Genomic DNA, 16,570 nt, shown 5'->3' with positions numbered 1-16,570 from the left:
ACAAAAATTTGACATAGTTAATCTAATGCAAACTTTGTTCCGAGATTATACTAAACTCACTTTATACTTATTTCAGGCAATCAGAATTGTTGACTTATTTGATGCAAATTAAGTTTAGAGCTGCAAGGAATTTTACAAAGTTTACTATAAGTTTTTATTGTCAAATCTGGTTTGAATGAAGGAGGATAACCCCCGAATAATCGCTTACTGACAATGAAAATAATGGCTTACAAGCCTAATTCCTTGTTTTCAGTGACATCCGAGGTGTTAAAATTACATGATCTTTATACATCGAACGTATCATTTTCAAATTATGCTACTACTCACTATCTTGAAACTTACCAGTCATGAGGGCAGGCATCGCAGCCTTGCATATAGGCATCCTGAAAAATAGCATACCTTTTGATTACTCCATCCATTACGGCATCTTTAAGATCAGCATTATAAAACTTGGCTTCCTGTAAATTGGCATTGGATAAATTAGCACGAGTAAGATCTGCCTTAGCAAACCAAGTCATCTCAAAGTTAGCCGACTGTAAGTCTGCATCAATAAGTTTAGCACCACTCAACCGAGCAAATTCAAAATTACCACCACGCAAGTTAGCATTATTTAACTTAGCACCTTGAAAAAATGCAGCCCAAGCTTGCACTGATTCTAGGTTTGCCCCGCGTAAATCGGCCCCTTTGAGGTTAGCATGACGAAGATCAGCCCGCACTAAATTTGCCCCGCGTAAATCGGCTCGTGCTAAGTTGGCGTTGCTTAAGTTAGCATGGCGTAAATCAGCATTACGCAAATCAGCACCAACGCAATTAGTTTTGGGCATTATGATACAACTGCCTATCTGTCGTTCAGAGTTACCTTCTGCTTGAACAGACTGGCTACTGGCATTTAGCAAAAATAATACAAAACAAATTCGTTTAATAATCATCTTTATTTCCCTAAGTGGTAAGCACAGCCCAGTATTCTGGCCTGTGCTAATATTGACTATCGATAAAACTTAATTTAATTAAGCAGGGCTCTATCTTTTACCCACTTAGGCACTTTGAATACCCAGAAGGAGCCACCTTGAGATACTGGTTTGGTTAGATCTGCCATACCACCGCCCCATAAAGGTACCGCACCACCGTATCCAGATGCTACACCAACATATTGCTCACCGTCCATTTCCCATGTGATAGGACAAGAAATGATGCCGCTGCCCGTCTGGAATTTCCAAAGTTCTTCACCTGTTTTGGCGTTAAATGCCTTAAAGAAACCATCGCCAGTACCAGTAAACACTAAGTTACCTTTAGTTGCTAATACCCCAGCCCACAAAGGTAGTTTTTCTTTATGTTGCCAAACAATTTTACCGCTCACAGGATCAATAGCTCGAAGATTACCAACGTGATCATCGAACATACGTTTAATATTAAACCCTTGTCCTAGATACGCAGAACCTCTATCGTATTTAACTTTTTCGGTCCAATAATCTTCTTTCCAATGGTTGGCACCTATATAGAATAAGCCTGTATCTTGGCTGTAAGCCATAGGGTTCCAATTTTTAGCCCCTAAAAATGGTGGTGATACCTCAATAGTTTTACCACGTTTTTCCCCAGGTTCAGGTTTTGGCGGACGCTGACCTTCTACCTCTACAGGGCGACCAGTAACAGGGTCAATATGCGTAGCCCAAGAAATATTTTCAACAAATGGGAAAGCTTTAATAAATTTACCGTCTTCTCTGTTAACTACGTAGAAGAAGCCATTACGATCGGCATGAGCAGTCGCTTCAACAACTTTACCATTTTCTTCATATTCAAATAATACTAGTTCATTATTACCAGAGAAATCCCATGCATCATTAGGGGTATGCTGATAGAACCACTTCACTTCACCCGTGGAAGGATCAACACCAACTTGTCCAGAAGTATAAAGACTATCATAATCTTTTGGTTCGCCATCTTTGCCAGTACGTGCCCAACCGTTCCATGGTGCTGGATTACCTGCACCAATAATAATAGTATTATTAGCAACATCAAAACTAGCACTTTGCCAAGGCGCACCACCACCATGATGCCAAGCTTCGACTAATTCACCATTTTCATCACGAGGCCAAGAAGGCGCTCTCACATCCCCCGTTGGTGTACTTTCTTTACCATTGATACGCCCCATATGCCCTTCAACAAAAGGACGCATCCAGATCTCTTCCCCCGTTTCTGGATCTCGCGCAAATAATTTACCAACAACGCCAAATTCATCACCAGAAGAGCCATGAATTAACATAACACGACCCGTTTTTTTATCTTTAATAATTGTTGGCGCACCCGTCATAGTATAGCCAGCTTTGTGATCACCAAATTTTTTGCTCCAAACTCTTTTCCCTGTCTTTTTATCAAGTGCGACAACTCGCGCATCTAGCGTACCAAAATAAACTTTATCGCCATAAATTGCTGCCCCACGGTTAACCACGTCACAACAAGGACGAATATCTTCCGGTAAACGATGACTATAAGTCCATAACTTCTCACCTGTACGTGCATCCATTGCAAAAATACGAGAGTAAGAAGCTGTTACGTATAATACACCATCATGATATAACGCTTGAGTTTCTTGGCCTCGTTGTTTTTCATCACCAAATGACATAGTCCATTGCGGCACCATTGCTTTAATAGTGTCGGTATTGATCTGCGTTAAGTCGCTATAACGTTGTGCTTTAACACCCATGCCATAACCTAATACATCAGTCGTTGTTTCTTGATCACTAACGATATCATTCCAAGTCACCTTGTCTGACTTAGCTTGCACTGTTGAAACAACGCTTGCCAATGCCATAGTTGCAATGGCTATTGCAATACGGCTACGTGTTCTTTTTTTATGTTTTAACCCTTGTTGGGAGTTTTGTGCTTGTAATTGCATATTATTTCCTCAATTAATGGTAGCTATTCAGCTAGGTAAAAAACTATTTCCTTAATAAAAACTATGAAGCATCTACTACAAATATGTATGGCTTGTCACAGTGAAGGATCTCTTATTTTTGTTTGCGTTTTCGTTTTCGTTTTAAAGTAAGTCTTCCATTCCAATTTAACCATCGTGTTCTATCATTTCATCTAGTAGGAGTAATCATGTGCCTTTTACTAAATCGCTACTGCTCTTTGTAATACCTATCACCCTATTTTATTTAAATCACAATGCTTCCTTCGGTTAAATATTAATCGTCTTATTGGTAATTACGCTATAGGAATAATTCCTTTTAGTAAGCTGTTTTGAAGAATGATTAAACAAAGCTAATATTAAAAATAATTAATATTTATCAAATACTAACGAGTAATAATACTTTAGTATGAATTAACCTATTCTAAGGAATAATTAAAAGGCATCTCCAAAAGTATTACTCATATAGTTCTTAAGATTTATGTTTTAACGATAATGTTTTTTATCAGATAAATTTGCTGATAATTTTTATCAGTTTCTGCTAAAGGGCTATTCCTTAAACTGACATTGTGAAGGTTTGTGGATATTGTTATTTAACAAAGGCACGGTGGACATTTGTCACTGATTTTCTTGGTAAGTAAACGACGGTGTAACTTTATAGTCACTTAACAAAGTGATAGATAATTAAGACTAAGTAATGAGAAAATTAGTCTTATAGTTGCATGGTGACGGCAGTAATTGTGGTTTTAAGATGATAATAGAATAAGTAATTAATACTTATAGCATTAGCAGAAAAGGGTACAAATCGTCTCCCTATTCAATCTATAAAAGGAACAAATTATGAACTCATCTATTAACAAAAAACAATTACAATGAATAGGTTAAGGCTCTGTAAGTTACTAGTAATATTAAGTTTATTCTTGCTGGTATCAACTTTCTCTTTTGCATTGTCAACCAAGTCGCCTAATGACTGGCAAAAAATTTTCCCTCATGCAACGTCTATTGGCAATAAACAATCTTCACCACCTGTTTGGCCAGTATATCAAGAAGATAATATTATTGGTTACCTGTTTCACTCGATAGACGTTGTTGCACTACCAGCTTTTTCTGGTAAACCTGTAGATATGCTAATTGGTATTGATCTTGAGGGTAAATTAACTGGTATTCAAGTTGTTGATCACCAAGAGCCAATATTTTTACATGGTTTAGGTGAACAACCACTGTTCAATTTTGTTAAACAATATGCAGGACTGTCCATACGAGATAATATCAAGGTAGGTAAAGCATCTAACAGTGCTCATGTAGTCATAGATGGAATCACCAAAGCAACAATATCTGTAGTCGTCATTAATGAAACGATATTGCTATCATCATTGAATATTGCTCGTAAAATTCTTGATGGCTTTGTCACTAAAGACATAGCTAAAACCTCAAAAAACTATCAACCACTAGATTTTCAAACATTACTAAGCGAAGGCTACATTGCTAATTTAGAGTTGTCAGAAGCTCAGTTGGTTAAAGCGTTTGATGATGATGAAATAACCAAAAAGTTAAACCTACCTAACGAAAGAAACCTATCATCAGTAGTTGATTTACGTTTCGCTTACCTTAACCCTCCTATGATAGGTAAAAACCTATTAGGTGACGATTACGAACGACTAATGGAACAACTTAAAGACGGAGATCACGCAATTGGTGTTTGGTCTTATGGTTCTTACCATCATGTAAATGAAGATTTTATACCTGCCTCGATCCCTGAACGGCTATCAATATCACAAAATGATGTGCCAATTGAAATTAGAGATCTAAATTTTTATGATTTTTACGAAGATAAGACAGATAATTATAGAGGCGCAAAGACCTTTAACATATTCAGAATAAAATCACAGTCAGGCTTTGATCCTGGTTCCCCTTGGACAATGTTATTAACGGTTGGTTATGGCAATAACCCTTGGTTAGAGCAGATCTCTGTTGTGTTTCCAAAAGACTATCAACTCCTCTCTTCACTTTACAGCTATCCAGAGGTAGACAATAAAAAAGAGTCTCGTCCTCTATGGTTAGAGCTTTGGCATAAACGAGCAGGTGAAATTTTTATATTAACACTAAGTCTTGTGATTCTTACCTGCCTGTTTATATTTCAGCACCAGCTTTCGCGCCGTTTTAGGTTGTTCCACCGTGTTCGATGGTTTTTTCTATTTTATACTTTAATATTTATTGGGTGGTACGCTCAGGGTCAGTTATCAGTTGTTAATATATTTCCAATTCTGCATTCATTGTTCAAGGGATTTGAGATTCAAACGTACTTAATGGACCCTATTATTTTCATATTGTGGGCTTATGTGTTTATTAGCCTTTTCTTGGTAGGGCGTGGGCTTTTTTGTGGCTGGCTTTGTCCTTTTGGTGCTTTACAAGAAATAGTTGGTTGGTTAGCGAAAAAATGGCGTATCCGTCAGTTAAAAGTAGCTTACCCTTTGCATAAAAAATTACAATTAATTAAATATGGTGTGCTAGTGCTTCTGCTTGCTTTATCGCTGTATGCTAATGTTATAGCTGAAGTCATGGCAGAAATAGAACCTTTTAAAACAACATTTACTCTGATGTTTGTTCGAACTTGGCCTTTTGTTATTTATGCTCTACTGTTATTAGTAGCAGGATTGTATATCAATAAATTTTACTGTCGCTATATGTGTCCATTAGGTGCAGGGCTGTCACTACTAGGAAGATTTCACCCTATCAAGTGGCTGAGCAGACGTAAAGAATGCGGTAGTCCCTGCACACTTTGCCATCATAAATGTGATATCAAAGCTATTCTTCCATCAGGTGCAATTGATTATAACGAATGCGTACAATGCTTTGAATGTATTGCTTATTATAATAACGACAGCTTGTGCCCACCCAAAAAACAGGCTAATAAACAACTTAAAAAGTCTCTATTACCTACAAAAGCTATTGAGATCAAATGTGTTCATTAACAATGTAATGTTCAATTAATATGTTTTTCTACCATTACGGATGACATTCAACTTTTAGCCAATTAAAAAAGCCACTATTTCAAGTGGCTTTATCAAATTTAACAGGCCATATTCAAATTTAAAGCACGATATTTAACAATGCATTCAATACTTAACACTATCATTTCATGCTTTAAAACAAACTGACAAATTTCAGATAACCTTACCATTGTTCCATCTTCATTGGTTAATTCGCATAAAATTCCTTTTAAGCTAAACACCATACAAGAAACTTATCGGTTGAATACTCAAAATATTTGGGTCAACATTGGTAGTTATGATGATGTAAGCTGTGTATAAAAGTTATTTAGTACACAGCTATTAACAAGATTTATTACTAAATTTTTCATCCCTAGCCTTTGATATAATTGTAAAAATTCTAATTACACGGATATATTATGACCTGTATAAAAGAAGATCTTATCACTATTTTTGATAAAAAAATTTATATCAAAATGTGGGTTCCTGAAAACGTAACATCTATCGTGCCTATTATTCTAATTCATGACTCATTAGGTTGTGTTGATTTATGGAAGGACTTCCCACAGGAGTTATCTAAAAAAACATCTAGACGTGTTATCGCTTATGATAGGTTAGGTTTTGGAAAATCAGACAGTTGTATTGAGCAACCATCAATTAATTTTATAAAAGAAGAAGCTGAAATTGTTTTTCCTGCACTTAGAAAGCAACTATCAATTAAAAACTATATATTGCTAGGGCACAGTGTTGGCGGTGGCATGGCGCTTAATATTGCAGCTAAAGATAAAGCGTGTTTGGGCATTATATCAATTTCAGCTCAAGCATTTATAGAAGATGTTACTATTGCTGGCATACAAAAAGCACAAAAATTTTTCTCACAAAACAACCAAATAAAACGTTTAGAAAAATGGCATGGCGCAAAAGCTAAATGGGTTTTAAGTGCTTGGGTAGATATTTGGCTATCTTCTGAATTTTCTCAATGGAATTTAAGCTATTGCATTCACGATGTAATGTGCCCAACCCTCGTGATACATGGAGACAAAGATGAATACGGCACCGTTGCTTTCCCACAATATATTTCAAAAAATGTAAGTGGTGACTCAGAGAATTTAATATTGAAAGATTGTGGCCATATGCCCCACAAAGAAAAACCAACTGAGACTTTAAATGCAATAGTGAATTTTTTCTACCTGAATAGTGCCAGCAAAAGGTTAACCGATGAATGGCTAGTGTCCACATTACCAAAAAAGATTAAGAAACAGTAGGCAGTAATGAAATCACACTAAGAAATAGGAACAAAACTAAGCTTATGAATTTGCTTCTCAATACGTTGAATCTGATCTATTTTCTGATATTCAGTAAGTGCTTTAGCATCATCTAGTAAATTCAATTTCATCTGCTAAATCTCCTTTACGTATAACGAGCCTGTTAACAGACAAAATACAGTTTGCTAAAATGTTTTAGGAACGAAAATCAATGAAAATTCCTCCACTACACTACAAAAAACAAGAATAAATAAGTAAATAGCTAATTATATTTGATACAGCATTACTAATGTTTATACTATCAAAACAGCTGCCACTTCACTTGGTAATGTTAGGAACAACTTAAACTACAGAGCGACCAAGTATGGGATACACTTAATTTAATTAAAGGGACAATTATGAAACATATTTTATTATTTATTAGCATATTAACGCTAAGCGCTTGTGGCGGCGGCTCTGGTAACAAAAATTCTGAAATAGAAGAGTCTGTTGATGAAGAAAAAATCTTTAACTTACAAAATATCAGATTTGACTCAAAAGATTATTATGAAGGAGAACAGATTACGGTTACAGAAGGAACTCGCTTTGAAGTTCAGTGGGTATCTCCCACCGCAGCCTCTTACAAAATAGATTTATATTTATCGACTAGCGGTGAAGAGTATTCTGACAGCAATAAAATAGTAGGGCTTAAATGCGGAAATACCTCTTTTTCACTTTGTCCTAACGCGACAGGCGAAGTTCAATGCGAAATTAATGACAACGAGTTATCCTGCACTATTGGAAATGACTTAGTAGGTAGTGGAGGCTTTCAGGACAATGACCTTTCAAACCTAACTTTTATTATAAAAGGTTGTGACGCCCTTAATAACTGTGATGTAAAAGCGTTTGATTTTTTGGTTGAAAGCAATACAGATGCATAATTAATTGAAACGATACAGCATTTTTTGATTGTAAGACAGAAGAAGAAAAAAGCTGCTTTAAGTCAATTTAGCATGCAAGTTATGGAACTAATGAGTGAAAGTATGCGGGAGTATTCGATTTTAAAATCAGAGCCTAGATCTCTTAAATTGACTGCCTGTACTGCGCTGATAAAAATGGTGTTGGACAAGCCCGAAACCTGCTTGATTAAGCCAATCATGTACCGGCAATAAGGGTAACTGAATAATCAATCGCAGTTTTTTAGCACTCGAGCATAGCAACTCATAATCACGCACTTGCTGTAAACCTTTGTGTAGCACTAAAGTATCTGGGATACTGCGATGGCTTGAAGATAGAAAGCCATTCCGATTGCTTATCGGGTGGACAACGGTTAAAGAATTGTAAGCCGTTACGGCCAAGCTTAATGCCTCACTAAGAATGTATTTGGATGAGCCGATTAAAATACTGCTTCAGGTCTGCAGTGGTTAACGTATCAGAAACTTTATCAAAAAAGGCTGTATATCCGTTTTGCTTTTACCGAGGTGGTTTCTTCTGCTTGATTAAGCCAATAACATTTATGTAAAGTAGTATATAATTTCATAGAGTCCTCTCCTTTTGGGTTTAGTCGCCTTAAAGTTTAGCTTAGTGCTAGACTTTGGGGGAGGCTCAATTAGTATCAAGTTGCTCAAACGGACACAAACAGCTGGCTGTGCTCGTTCTTCGTTATTATCGCCAGCCATTTTTACCCGCTTAGCAAAGCGTTGGTATTTCCTATACATATATGAACGTAGCTGAATTTTCAAAACGAGTCGGATTAAGCCCACATACCGTGAGGTACTACGACAAAATTGGTTTATTAGACGATATACATCGGCAATCTAATGGCCATCGATCATTCTCTGAAAAAGATATAACATGGATTGAATTTGTACAACGATTAAAAGACACAGGCATGTCTCTTGAGAAAATACTTGAGTATGCATCGTTAAGGAAAAAGGGCAACAAGACTTTACTTCAGCGAAAAAAATTACTTGCTGAGCATTCAAATAATCTGCAAGAGAAAATTGCCTTGCAAAATCAACATCTCAAAAAACTCGATGAGAAAATCCAATTTTATCAGTCCGCCCTAGAAGAAAAAATATCCCTTGACTGAGAGTTAACTCTAAGGTTTAGACTAGTTGATAGAGTGAAGCAGCAGAGAGTAAACAGATGCAATCTATGCAAAATCAACCTGATGAAGGTAGGCGAGAACTCCTTAAATCATCCCTTATTTTGTCATCGATTTCCTTTGGATTCTTAGTATTAGATGGCTGTTCATCTCAAATTTATTCAACTATCGCAAAGGGGCAAACTATGAATACTGAAGATAATGAAAGATTTGTTAGAGGCTGGGAAAAGCTGAAGGAAATTGATGGGGAGGCTGGCGAAAGAGTTATTGAATCACTGAAGAATATAGCCCCTGATTTGGGTCGCTACACGATTGAATATCCGTTTGGCGATATCTATAGTCGGCAAGGTTTGGATTTAAAATCTCGGGAAATCGCAACCGTAGCCGCTCTTTCTGCTATGGGTAATGCTGAGCCCCAGCTCAAAGTCCATATTAATGCAGCGTTGAATGTTGGATGCACTCCAGAAGAAATAGTTGAAATCATCATTCAAATGTCTGTCTACGCTGGGTTCCCAGCAGCTTTAAATGCAGCATCTGCAGCTAAAGTGGTGTTTGTTGAGCGGGGAATAATCAATGCTTAACAAAGCGTTGCACCAGACAAGCCAGTGAACGCGGCGTTGAGGTTGTAGAATAACTTGTTTTTGTAAAATAACCTGTTAGGGGTCTGATCAATGTCTGATTTGTATTAGTTCCGACTTTTTTTGACTTCTGCAGTCAATGTTTCTTTTAAGCGATTTGCCTTACCTGCTTGTTTTTCTAAGGTGAAAGTATCATACAAATCACCTGTTGCTGTAAAGGCTTTATAGGATAGCTTACCATCATCAATTTCGATAATTTGATACAACTGTGTATCCTCAGCAACGCGTTTAGCATAATCGCCTTTAGTAATATTATACATTTTAGGGCCACTCACTGATACTACATAAACAGTGCCTATTTTAGGATCATAAGCCTGTTGATACCCTGTTGGAATATTTGCGGTGTCAACACTATTACCCACATCGCCGGTGCGCGAATAGGTATGATCATGACCTGTTAATACTAAGTCCACTTTAAATTCATCAAATACAGGTTTCCATAACTCTCGCAACTCTTGATTATCCCGATCTTTAGCTGGCGAGAATATTGGGTGGTGAAAGGTTAATATAGTCCAACGGTTTGGGTTGTTGGTTAATACCTTACGTAACCACGGCACTTGCTCGGCACGATCTCTGTTTGAATCAAGAGAGATAAATCGCACACCTTGATAATCGATATAATAAGTCGTTTCCTCTAAACCTTTAGGTACGTCTTGCTCTGGAAATGCAAATTGAGGACGCCAGTGAGTGCTTACCTTCGGAATACCATTGTCACGACGGCGATCATTTAAAGGTTTTTTGTCGTAGGTTGTGCCCAAAAGCTGCGTAGCAGTATAGCCTGTTATCGATTTAACCCCATCACCAACTAAAGTGATAATTTCATCGCCGTCATATTCTAAATAGGCTGAATCTCCAGAAGCTGTTTTTACCATCACTTTATACAGCTTAGTACCATCCGCTTTCTTTTCTTGTACAACCTCAGTGTCTACCTCTATTGGTATACCTGCTTTGTTCAACCATAAGCGTTCTTTAACTGGACCTCGATTCGCACGAAAATACTCATGATTTCCAGGAGTAGCAATTACTGGCAAGGTACCATTAACCCACGCTGGTGCACCATGCCACTCACCCCATTCTGCATCGTAAGCATCTTCATTAATAAGATCGCCAGCATGTAATGTAAATGCAGCTCTTGGCGCATCACGAAATGCCTCTCGAAAAACACGAGACCAATGAGTTTTTAAGTCATTCTGCGCATCACCAAAATAAATGAAACTAAAAGGCTGGGCAAGGTCGCTAGCTGTTCTAAAGTGAAAGTATTCACTCCAATTCACGCCATCACCTACGCGATATGCGTAAAGTGTATCGGGTGTTAAGTTTTCAAAGGTTAAAGAATGGTAATGAGCTACATTAATATCACTGGTAAATGGTGTGGTCTGGGCGTTAAATCGCGCTGGTTTTAATGCTCTTCCATTTGCATTGGCAATGGCAATTTCAGCGACGCCTGCTAGGATTGTATCATCAGTACGCCACGTCACTGACTGGGAAGTAGCAGGGTCACTTGCCCAAGTTAACACAACACGATCAGGCATTGGCGTAGGCGCATGAATTTGCGTTTGTGAGTAGGCTTTTGGCTGCCAATGAGCATGACCGCTGTCGTTACCATGAGCCCAAACATAGAACGGAGTAATTGTTAGGAGTACCACGAATAAAATAGCGTGCTTTATCATGTTATCAATTTCCTATGGGTTAAAGTTAAAACGACACCCTTACTAGAGTGCCGTGGTATACAAGAATCTTTAAAAACTACTTAATTAGGTTTAAAAAATGTAATTAACTCCGAATGTATATTTTCGACCTGAGAAGCTTGCATCTTCCACAAAACCAGAATAGCCTTGATAAGATACTTGCGGTTGTTCGGTTAGATTGGTTACGGTGGCAAATAGACGTAAGCTTTCACCAACATTATAATGAATTTCAGCATCAATACGATCTTCAGCGGCGTAGAACTCATCACTTTCAATGCTATCGCCTAAGCCCTCAACATAGTCATCACGGTAGCGATAATCAATACGTGCACTTAGGTCACGCCAGTTATAATCAAGGGTTGCTGTGTATAATAATTCTGAAAATCCTGGCAATGGTAAGTTGCGTCCATCGGTACGATTTGGATATTCAGCATCGCTTTCTGTAAAGGTTGCACTCAAAGCAATGCTCAAACCTTGTAAGGCACCGGGTAAAAAGTACAGTTGCTGTCTGGCGATTAACTCAATACCTTTGTTTTTGGCGTTAGCACCATTAACTGGACGCTCATATTCAAGATCACCACCGTCTACAGGAATTGGAATATCATTAGCATCTAATTCGTCAAAGTCATAAACCTTAGCATAGGTAAAATTATTAATATCTTTGTAGAAGTAGCCAATAGAATAAAGACCACCACGTTCAGTATAATACTCTAGTTGAATATCAAAGTTGTCTGAAATGGCTGGTTTAAGGTTGGCATTACCGTCTTCAATGTTACCTTCATTATCTATCCAGCGTCCACGTGAAAGTTCTTCAAGACGTGGACGTGCGTAGCTACGGTTGTAACTTTCGCGTAAAATTAGGTTTTCACCAAGCTCATGACGCAAGTGCAAACCTGGTAGCCAAAACGAGTGAGAATCACTGTTATCTACCGATGAAACATTCGATAGATTATCGAAAAAGCTTACAATTTTATTTGTATTTTCCCATTCGTAGTTTTCAAAACGCACACCAGCAATAATGGTATGAATACCTATTTCGTAAGTTCCCATAACATAGGCGGCTGAGATAGTTTCTTTAGCGTCATAATCTTCAACGTTACTATCTTCAAGAGAATCATCCGCTACGAATGAAAACAACTCAGGGTTAGTTTGTAACATTGCTAGCCCTGTAGAAGGTTGAGCATTGAAATACTTCGGTTTTAAGAAAATCACTTCATCCGTAGGCTCCATAACAGATGCATAAGGGAAACTTTCATCCATTTCATAAAGGGCAACGCTTGTATCGCGAAACTGTGAGCTAACTCGATATTTTGCTCCTGTCTTAAAGGTAAACGTACTTTGTGCATCAGAGAAGCTTTGCTCCCAGTCAATCTTAGCGCTTAACACGTCTTCGGTCTTAGTACCCGTCACCTTTTCCATTTCACCTTCGGTGATCAAACTAAGGTCTGTAGAATCTAGGCCGTTGATGACATCAACACGAACATCACCATTAGGATCAAACACTTCATACTCAAAAATAAAGCCAGGTTCTTCTGGCTCCATTAACATGCTTAACTCACTGTCATCATGAATAGTACTTTTATTTGACGAGTATGAAACGTCGTAACTCAGCTTGCTTGAATCAAATTCATGTAGACCACCCATCGTTAGTGAATAGAGCTCATTTTCAGAATTATCTAAGGTTCCAATCCAGCCACGAGACCCTTCACTAGCTGGCGTACCACGTCCGTAACTAGGTGTTAGTTCGGCGTAAGTTTTATTCCCACCTTCAGCATTTTCGAATTGCGTGTCAATATCAATATCGGTTTCGTACTTTACCCCTTTACGCTCATAAAAACTGACCATAGGGCGTATGTAAAAAGAGTGAGAATCGTTAATACGATAGTCAATTGAACTACTCGCCGTGTTAGTTAACGTTTCACGTGTATCATGTTCGAAATGTGTCGATTCCATAAACCATACAGGCTTAGTACTGGTCAGATTAAGCTCAGGATTCGTTTCAGCATCAACCTGTACCCAGTCTTGATCAGCGTTACGCGAATAACGATCTGTATCGTAATGGCTAAGAGATAAACTAATACCAAGGTTGTTATAACCACCGTTGATACTAAAAATATCGGAGAATTTAAAGCTTGCTGATGAACCCCAATTGTTAGGCTCTTCGTTAAGTGTACCCGACATATCAAAACTCATATCTCGACCAGTGCGCTGGAATGCACTACGAGAAACTAAGTTAATAATGCCGCCAACGGCATCGCCATCACGATCAGGTGTCGGCGCTTTAATTACTTCGATAGTGGTAACACCATCGGCAGCCAATTGACGTGGATTAAAGGCATTACTACCACCAGAAGATGGCATACGATTGCCGTCTATTTGTACAGAGTTATATTCTCCAGAAACACCACGAATATTAATACTGCCCTGTGAGCCATCTTGGTCTTCATCGACACTAAGTCCAGGCATACGTTGTAAAGCTTGACCGATATTTGCATCAACCATAGAGCCAAATTGCTCTTCAGAGATCACATTGATAATACCCGCAGCTGTTTTCTGTTGGTTAATAGCACGGTTAGCCCCCGTGCGCTGCCCTCTTACTGTGATAGTTTCTATGGCGTCTGAACCTGTCAATTCAACATTCAAAACAGCAGTTTCATTTTCGCTAATACTGACCTGATTTGTTGACGTATATAAACCTACATAGCTAACACTAATTTTATACTCACCCGCTGGTAATTCAGTGATGACGAAGCGTCCTGATGTATCAGTGTAATCACGAAATGTCGTACCAGAAACTGATACAACCGCACCTTCAAGCATCTTTCCTGTACTCAAATCAACAACGCGACCACTTAGACTACCCGCCACTGTTTGTTCAAAAGCGTATGTGCTAGGTACTAACAATACAGTACATGCTGTAACACCCGTTACTAATAATTGTTTACGTATACGTTTTCGAGTTAAAAAAGATTGGCAACATAAATATAACGTTGCTAGGTTGTATCGTCCCATTCAGGCTCTCCAGTTTAATTAATATTTTATTTATTGGTAAAAAACGTAGAGAATCTATTCATTTAATATGACAACTAGTGTCATCTTAAATGAATTTTTTATGAATAATTCACTAACAAGTTATTACAGTTGAATATTAATTAATCTTCTTGCCCGATATCTTTAGCCCTAGTTTTAGCAATAATTGTGAGTAATTTTAGTGCTAATATAGTCAAAATTTAGTGAAGTTTATCAAGCAAAAAGTGAAGCCTAAATGTATTCCGTAGATGAAGATGAGAGTGAAGTTTTGTGAGATTTGAGAATAAATGTTGAAGTGTGAAAATTAGCGACCGTACACTTGTCCGTGTACCAATTTTTCAACCGTAACACTTTGATATAAAGATATTTTAGAGAGCCGCTTGCAAAAACAAGCGGTTACTAAAAATTTGTGAGCTGACCGATAAGCCGGGTTTTGTATCTTCCAAAGGAAGCGACAATCATTCGTCTAGGCCTTAAATCGCTCTAAGGCTCAAGCAACCTACCCGGTTTCCACGCGAGCCACGCTTATATTATTCAAACTTGCGTCTAAATAATCATGAAACCCTATTTGGTCTTGCTCCAGGTGGAGTTTACCCTGCTGCGAACTGTTACCAGTCGCCCGGTGCGCTCTTACCGCACCCTTTCAGCCTTACCTGTGCTTTATCACCTATAAATAAGTGAAAGATAGCCATCGGCGGTCTTCTCTCTGCTGCACTTGTCGTCGGCTTGCGCCGCCCAGGCGTTACCTGGCACCCTGCTCATTGGAGCCCGGACTTTCCTCCCCCCACAGAATAAATTCAGCAAGCAGCGATTGTCTAGTCAACTCGAAGCGCATTCTACTTTATTTAAGGAAAAAGTCTATGTTAACCATTCATAATTGTGAATATAAACAGCGAAAATTCGTATTATTTTATTATTAATAACACTGCCTACTATCTGCGATTACCCACATCAATATTTATCTATATTCATAAAGGAGTAACCTCTTTGTTATGTTGACTGACATTAATAGGGGATAAAAAAGGGGATAAAAAAACATAGTGTCAGCTTTTTTTACAAAAATAAAAGTAATTGTAAACAAAAGGTTAATAACCCAAATTAAATATACTAATCAATTGATAATTATAGAGATAAATAATTAGGAATAGTTTTTGCTTTAGTGATTTTGCATATTATATGGAGTAGATGAAATCTCTGATATTCATCTATAAATTAAAATACATAACAATAAAATAAATAGGAAGTAACATGTTAAATAAATTAGTTTTACGCATTTTTTTATCGCTATCGTTAGCCATTAGCTGTGCTGGTACAGCTAATGCTACATTGATCACTCAAGACATTCTTTTTAATAGTTTCTTTGATACTGAAGATACGTTTGAAGTGATTGGGAATATAACTGTTGATACCGATAATATTGATAGTTGGGGTTTTATTGAAAATACTTGGGAATCATTTTCTTTTTATGGTATTGATGTCGATCCCTTTGATCCAACTTGGAATCTTTTTGTGGCGACCTTTGATGTGACCAATATAATGAAGGGGATTGAGTCACTTGATTTTGAAGTAACCTTGCTTTCAGATCTTAGTTTTTCTGGTTATATTGATGTGTACAACCCAGTAAACAGCGTTGCTTTTTCTTTATTCAATAATGCCGATGACAGTTTATGGGATGCAGGAGCTTTAGCTTTTGGTAAAGCAACAGCTGTGCCATTACCAGCAACGTTAATATTGTTTTTAACTGGTATTTTGGGTTTAGTTGTTCGTCGTAAAAACAGTTAATCTATTGATTCTTTAAAGGCTCTATACGTTAGAGCCTTTCATCCCTGTAATCCGCAAAACTTACGCTTATCACTCTTATTCAAGTCAAAAGTACCTATCCCCCTGTTATATCAAAGTGTAGAATTTAACTAAAATTAGTATTATCTTTAGGCTAAACATTGATTGACGAGAGTGCTTTTCCAG

The 16,570-nt window shown here is 37.7% G+C and carries 11 protein-coding genes and 1 other RNA gene; 6 read left to right on the top strand and 6 right to left on the bottom strand.

Going from position 1 to position 16,570, the window contains the following annotated elements; translation table 11 throughout:
* Positions 1–338 precede the first annotated feature (338 nt).
* Together ACE1OF_RS13975 and ACE1OF_RS13970 are read right to left on the bottom strand one after the other, a co-directional pair.
* Positions 339–929, bottom strand: a complete 591-nt coding sequence (locus ACE1OF_RS13975) for a pentapeptide repeat-containing protein (RefSeq protein ID WP_448895256.1) — start codon at positions 927–929, stop codon at positions 339–341.
* A 74-nt stretch (positions 930–1,003) separates the two neighbouring features.
* Entirely contained in the window at positions 1,004–2,809 is a 1,806-nt protein-coding gene (locus tag ACE1OF_RS13970; RefSeq protein WP_448895275.1) for a PQQ-dependent methanol/ethanol family dehydrogenase, read from the bottom strand.
* Positions 2,810–3,828: 1,019 nt separating this feature from the next.
* Between ACE1OF_RS13970 and ACE1OF_RS13965 the strand changes: the two genes are divergently transcribed.
* Complete coding sequence (locus ACE1OF_RS13965) at positions 3,829–5,880, top strand: 4Fe-4S binding protein (RefSeq protein ID WP_448895255.1); 2,052 nt, start codon at positions 3,829–3,831, stop codon at positions 5,878–5,880.
* A 98-nt stretch (positions 5,881–5,978) separates the two neighbouring features.
* Here the strand turns inward: ACE1OF_RS13965 and ACE1OF_RS13960 are convergent, their stop codons facing one another.
* On the bottom strand, positions 5,979–6,143 hold the full coding sequence (locus tag ACE1OF_RS13960) for a 3,4-dihydroxy-2-butanone-4-phosphate synthase (RefSeq protein ID WP_448895254.1): 165 nt from the start codon (positions 6,141–6,143) through the stop codon (positions 5,979–5,981).
* Between the two features lie 174 nt (positions 6,144–6,317).
* Between ACE1OF_RS13960 and ACE1OF_RS13955 the strand changes: the two genes are divergently transcribed.
* From ACE1OF_RS13955 to ACE1OF_RS13940, 4 genes are all read left to right on the top strand, one after another.
* Complete coding sequence (locus ACE1OF_RS13955; RefSeq protein ID WP_448895253.1) at positions 6,318–7,163, top strand: alpha/beta fold hydrolase; 846 nt, start codon at positions 6,318–6,320, stop codon at positions 7,161–7,163.
* Between the two features lie 398 nt (positions 7,164–7,561).
* Entirely contained in the window at positions 7,562–8,083 is a 522-nt protein-coding gene (locus ACE1OF_RS13950) for a hypothetical protein (RefSeq protein WP_448895252.1), read from the top strand.
* Positions 8,084–8,862: 779 nt separating this feature from the next.
* Positions 8,863–9,234, top strand: a complete 372-nt coding sequence (locus ACE1OF_RS13945) for a MerR family transcriptional regulator (RefSeq protein ID WP_448895251.1) — start codon at positions 8,863–8,865, stop codon at positions 9,232–9,234.
* Positions 9,235–9,434: 200 nt separating this feature from the next.
* Complete coding sequence (locus ACE1OF_RS13940) at positions 9,435–9,830, top strand: carboxymuconolactone decarboxylase family protein (RefSeq protein WP_448895274.1); 396 nt, start codon at positions 9,435–9,437, stop codon at positions 9,828–9,830.
* Between the two features lie 104 nt (positions 9,831–9,934).
* Here ACE1OF_RS13940 and ACE1OF_RS13935 read toward each other — a convergent pair whose 3' ends face one another.
* The 3 genes from ACE1OF_RS13935 to rnpB form a co-directional block, all read right to left on the bottom strand.
* The gene (locus ACE1OF_RS13935; protein ID WP_448895250.1) at positions 9,935–11,557 is read right to left on the bottom strand and encodes a fibronectin type III domain-containing protein; all 1,623 of its coding nucleotides are present in this window, start codon (positions 11,555–11,557) and stop codon (positions 9,935–9,937) included.
* Between the two features lie 90 nt (positions 11,558–11,647).
* A complete protein-coding gene (locus ACE1OF_RS13930; RefSeq protein ID WP_448895249.1) occupies positions 11,648–14,587 on the bottom strand; it encodes a TonB-dependent receptor in 2,940 nt (979 codons plus the stop codon).
* Positions 14,588–15,011: 424 nt separating this feature from the next.
* Positions 15,012–15,432, bottom strand: an RNA gene (gene rnpB, locus ACE1OF_RS13925) — RNase P RNA component class A.
* Positions 15,433–15,853: 421 nt separating this feature from the next.
* On the opposite strand from rnpB, the gene ACE1OF_RS13920 reads away from it, so the two are divergent.
* Positions 15,854–16,387 carry a PEP-CTERM sorting domain-containing protein gene (locus tag ACE1OF_RS13920; RefSeq protein ID WP_448895248.1) on the top strand — a complete coding sequence of 178 codons (534 nt, stop codon included), beginning with the start codon at positions 15,854–15,856 and terminating at the stop codon, positions 16,385–16,387.
* The last annotated feature ends 183 nt before the right edge of the window (positions 16,388–16,570 follow it).

The organism is Colwellia sp. E150_009, assembly GCF_053543955.1.
Note: the sequence above shows the minus strand (reverse complement) of the source record. Positions and strands in the feature narration are given on the sequence as shown.

Coding starts and splice junctions, on each gene's coding strand:
- ACE1OF_RS13950 (WP_448895252.1), top strand. CDS start 7,562: ATGAAACATATTTTATTATTTATTAGCATATTAACGCTAAGCGCTTGT.
- ACE1OF_RS13930 (WP_448895249.1), bottom strand. CDS start 14,587: ATGGGACGATACAACCTAGCAACGTTATATTTATGTTGCCAATCTTTT.
- ACE1OF_RS13940 (WP_448895274.1), top strand. CDS start 9,435: ATGAATACTGAAGATAATGAAAGATTTGTTAGAGGCTGGGAAAAGCTG.
- ACE1OF_RS13920 (WP_448895248.1), top strand. CDS start 15,854: ATGTTAAATAAATTAGTTTTACGCATTTTTTTATCGCTATCGTTAGCC.
- ACE1OF_RS13955 (WP_448895253.1), top strand. CDS start 6,318: ATGACCTGTATAAAAGAAGATCTTATCACTATTTTTGATAAAAAAATT.
- ACE1OF_RS13960 (WP_448895254.1), bottom strand. CDS start 6,143: ATGGTGTTTAGCTTAAAAGGAATTTTATGCGAATTAACCAATGAAGAT.
- ACE1OF_RS13975 (WP_448895256.1), bottom strand. CDS start 929: ATGATTATTAAACGAATTTGTTTTGTATTATTTTTGCTAAATGCCAGT.
- ACE1OF_RS13945 (WP_448895251.1), top strand. CDS start 8,863: ATGAACGTAGCTGAATTTTCAAAACGAGTCGGATTAAGCCCACATACC.
- ACE1OF_RS13935 (WP_448895250.1), bottom strand. CDS start 11,557: ATGATAAAGCACGCTATTTTATTCGTGGTACTCCTAACAATTACTCCG.
- ACE1OF_RS13970 (WP_448895275.1), bottom strand. CDS start 2,809: ATGGCATTGGCAAGCGTTGTTTCAACAGTGCAAGCTAAGTCAGACAAG.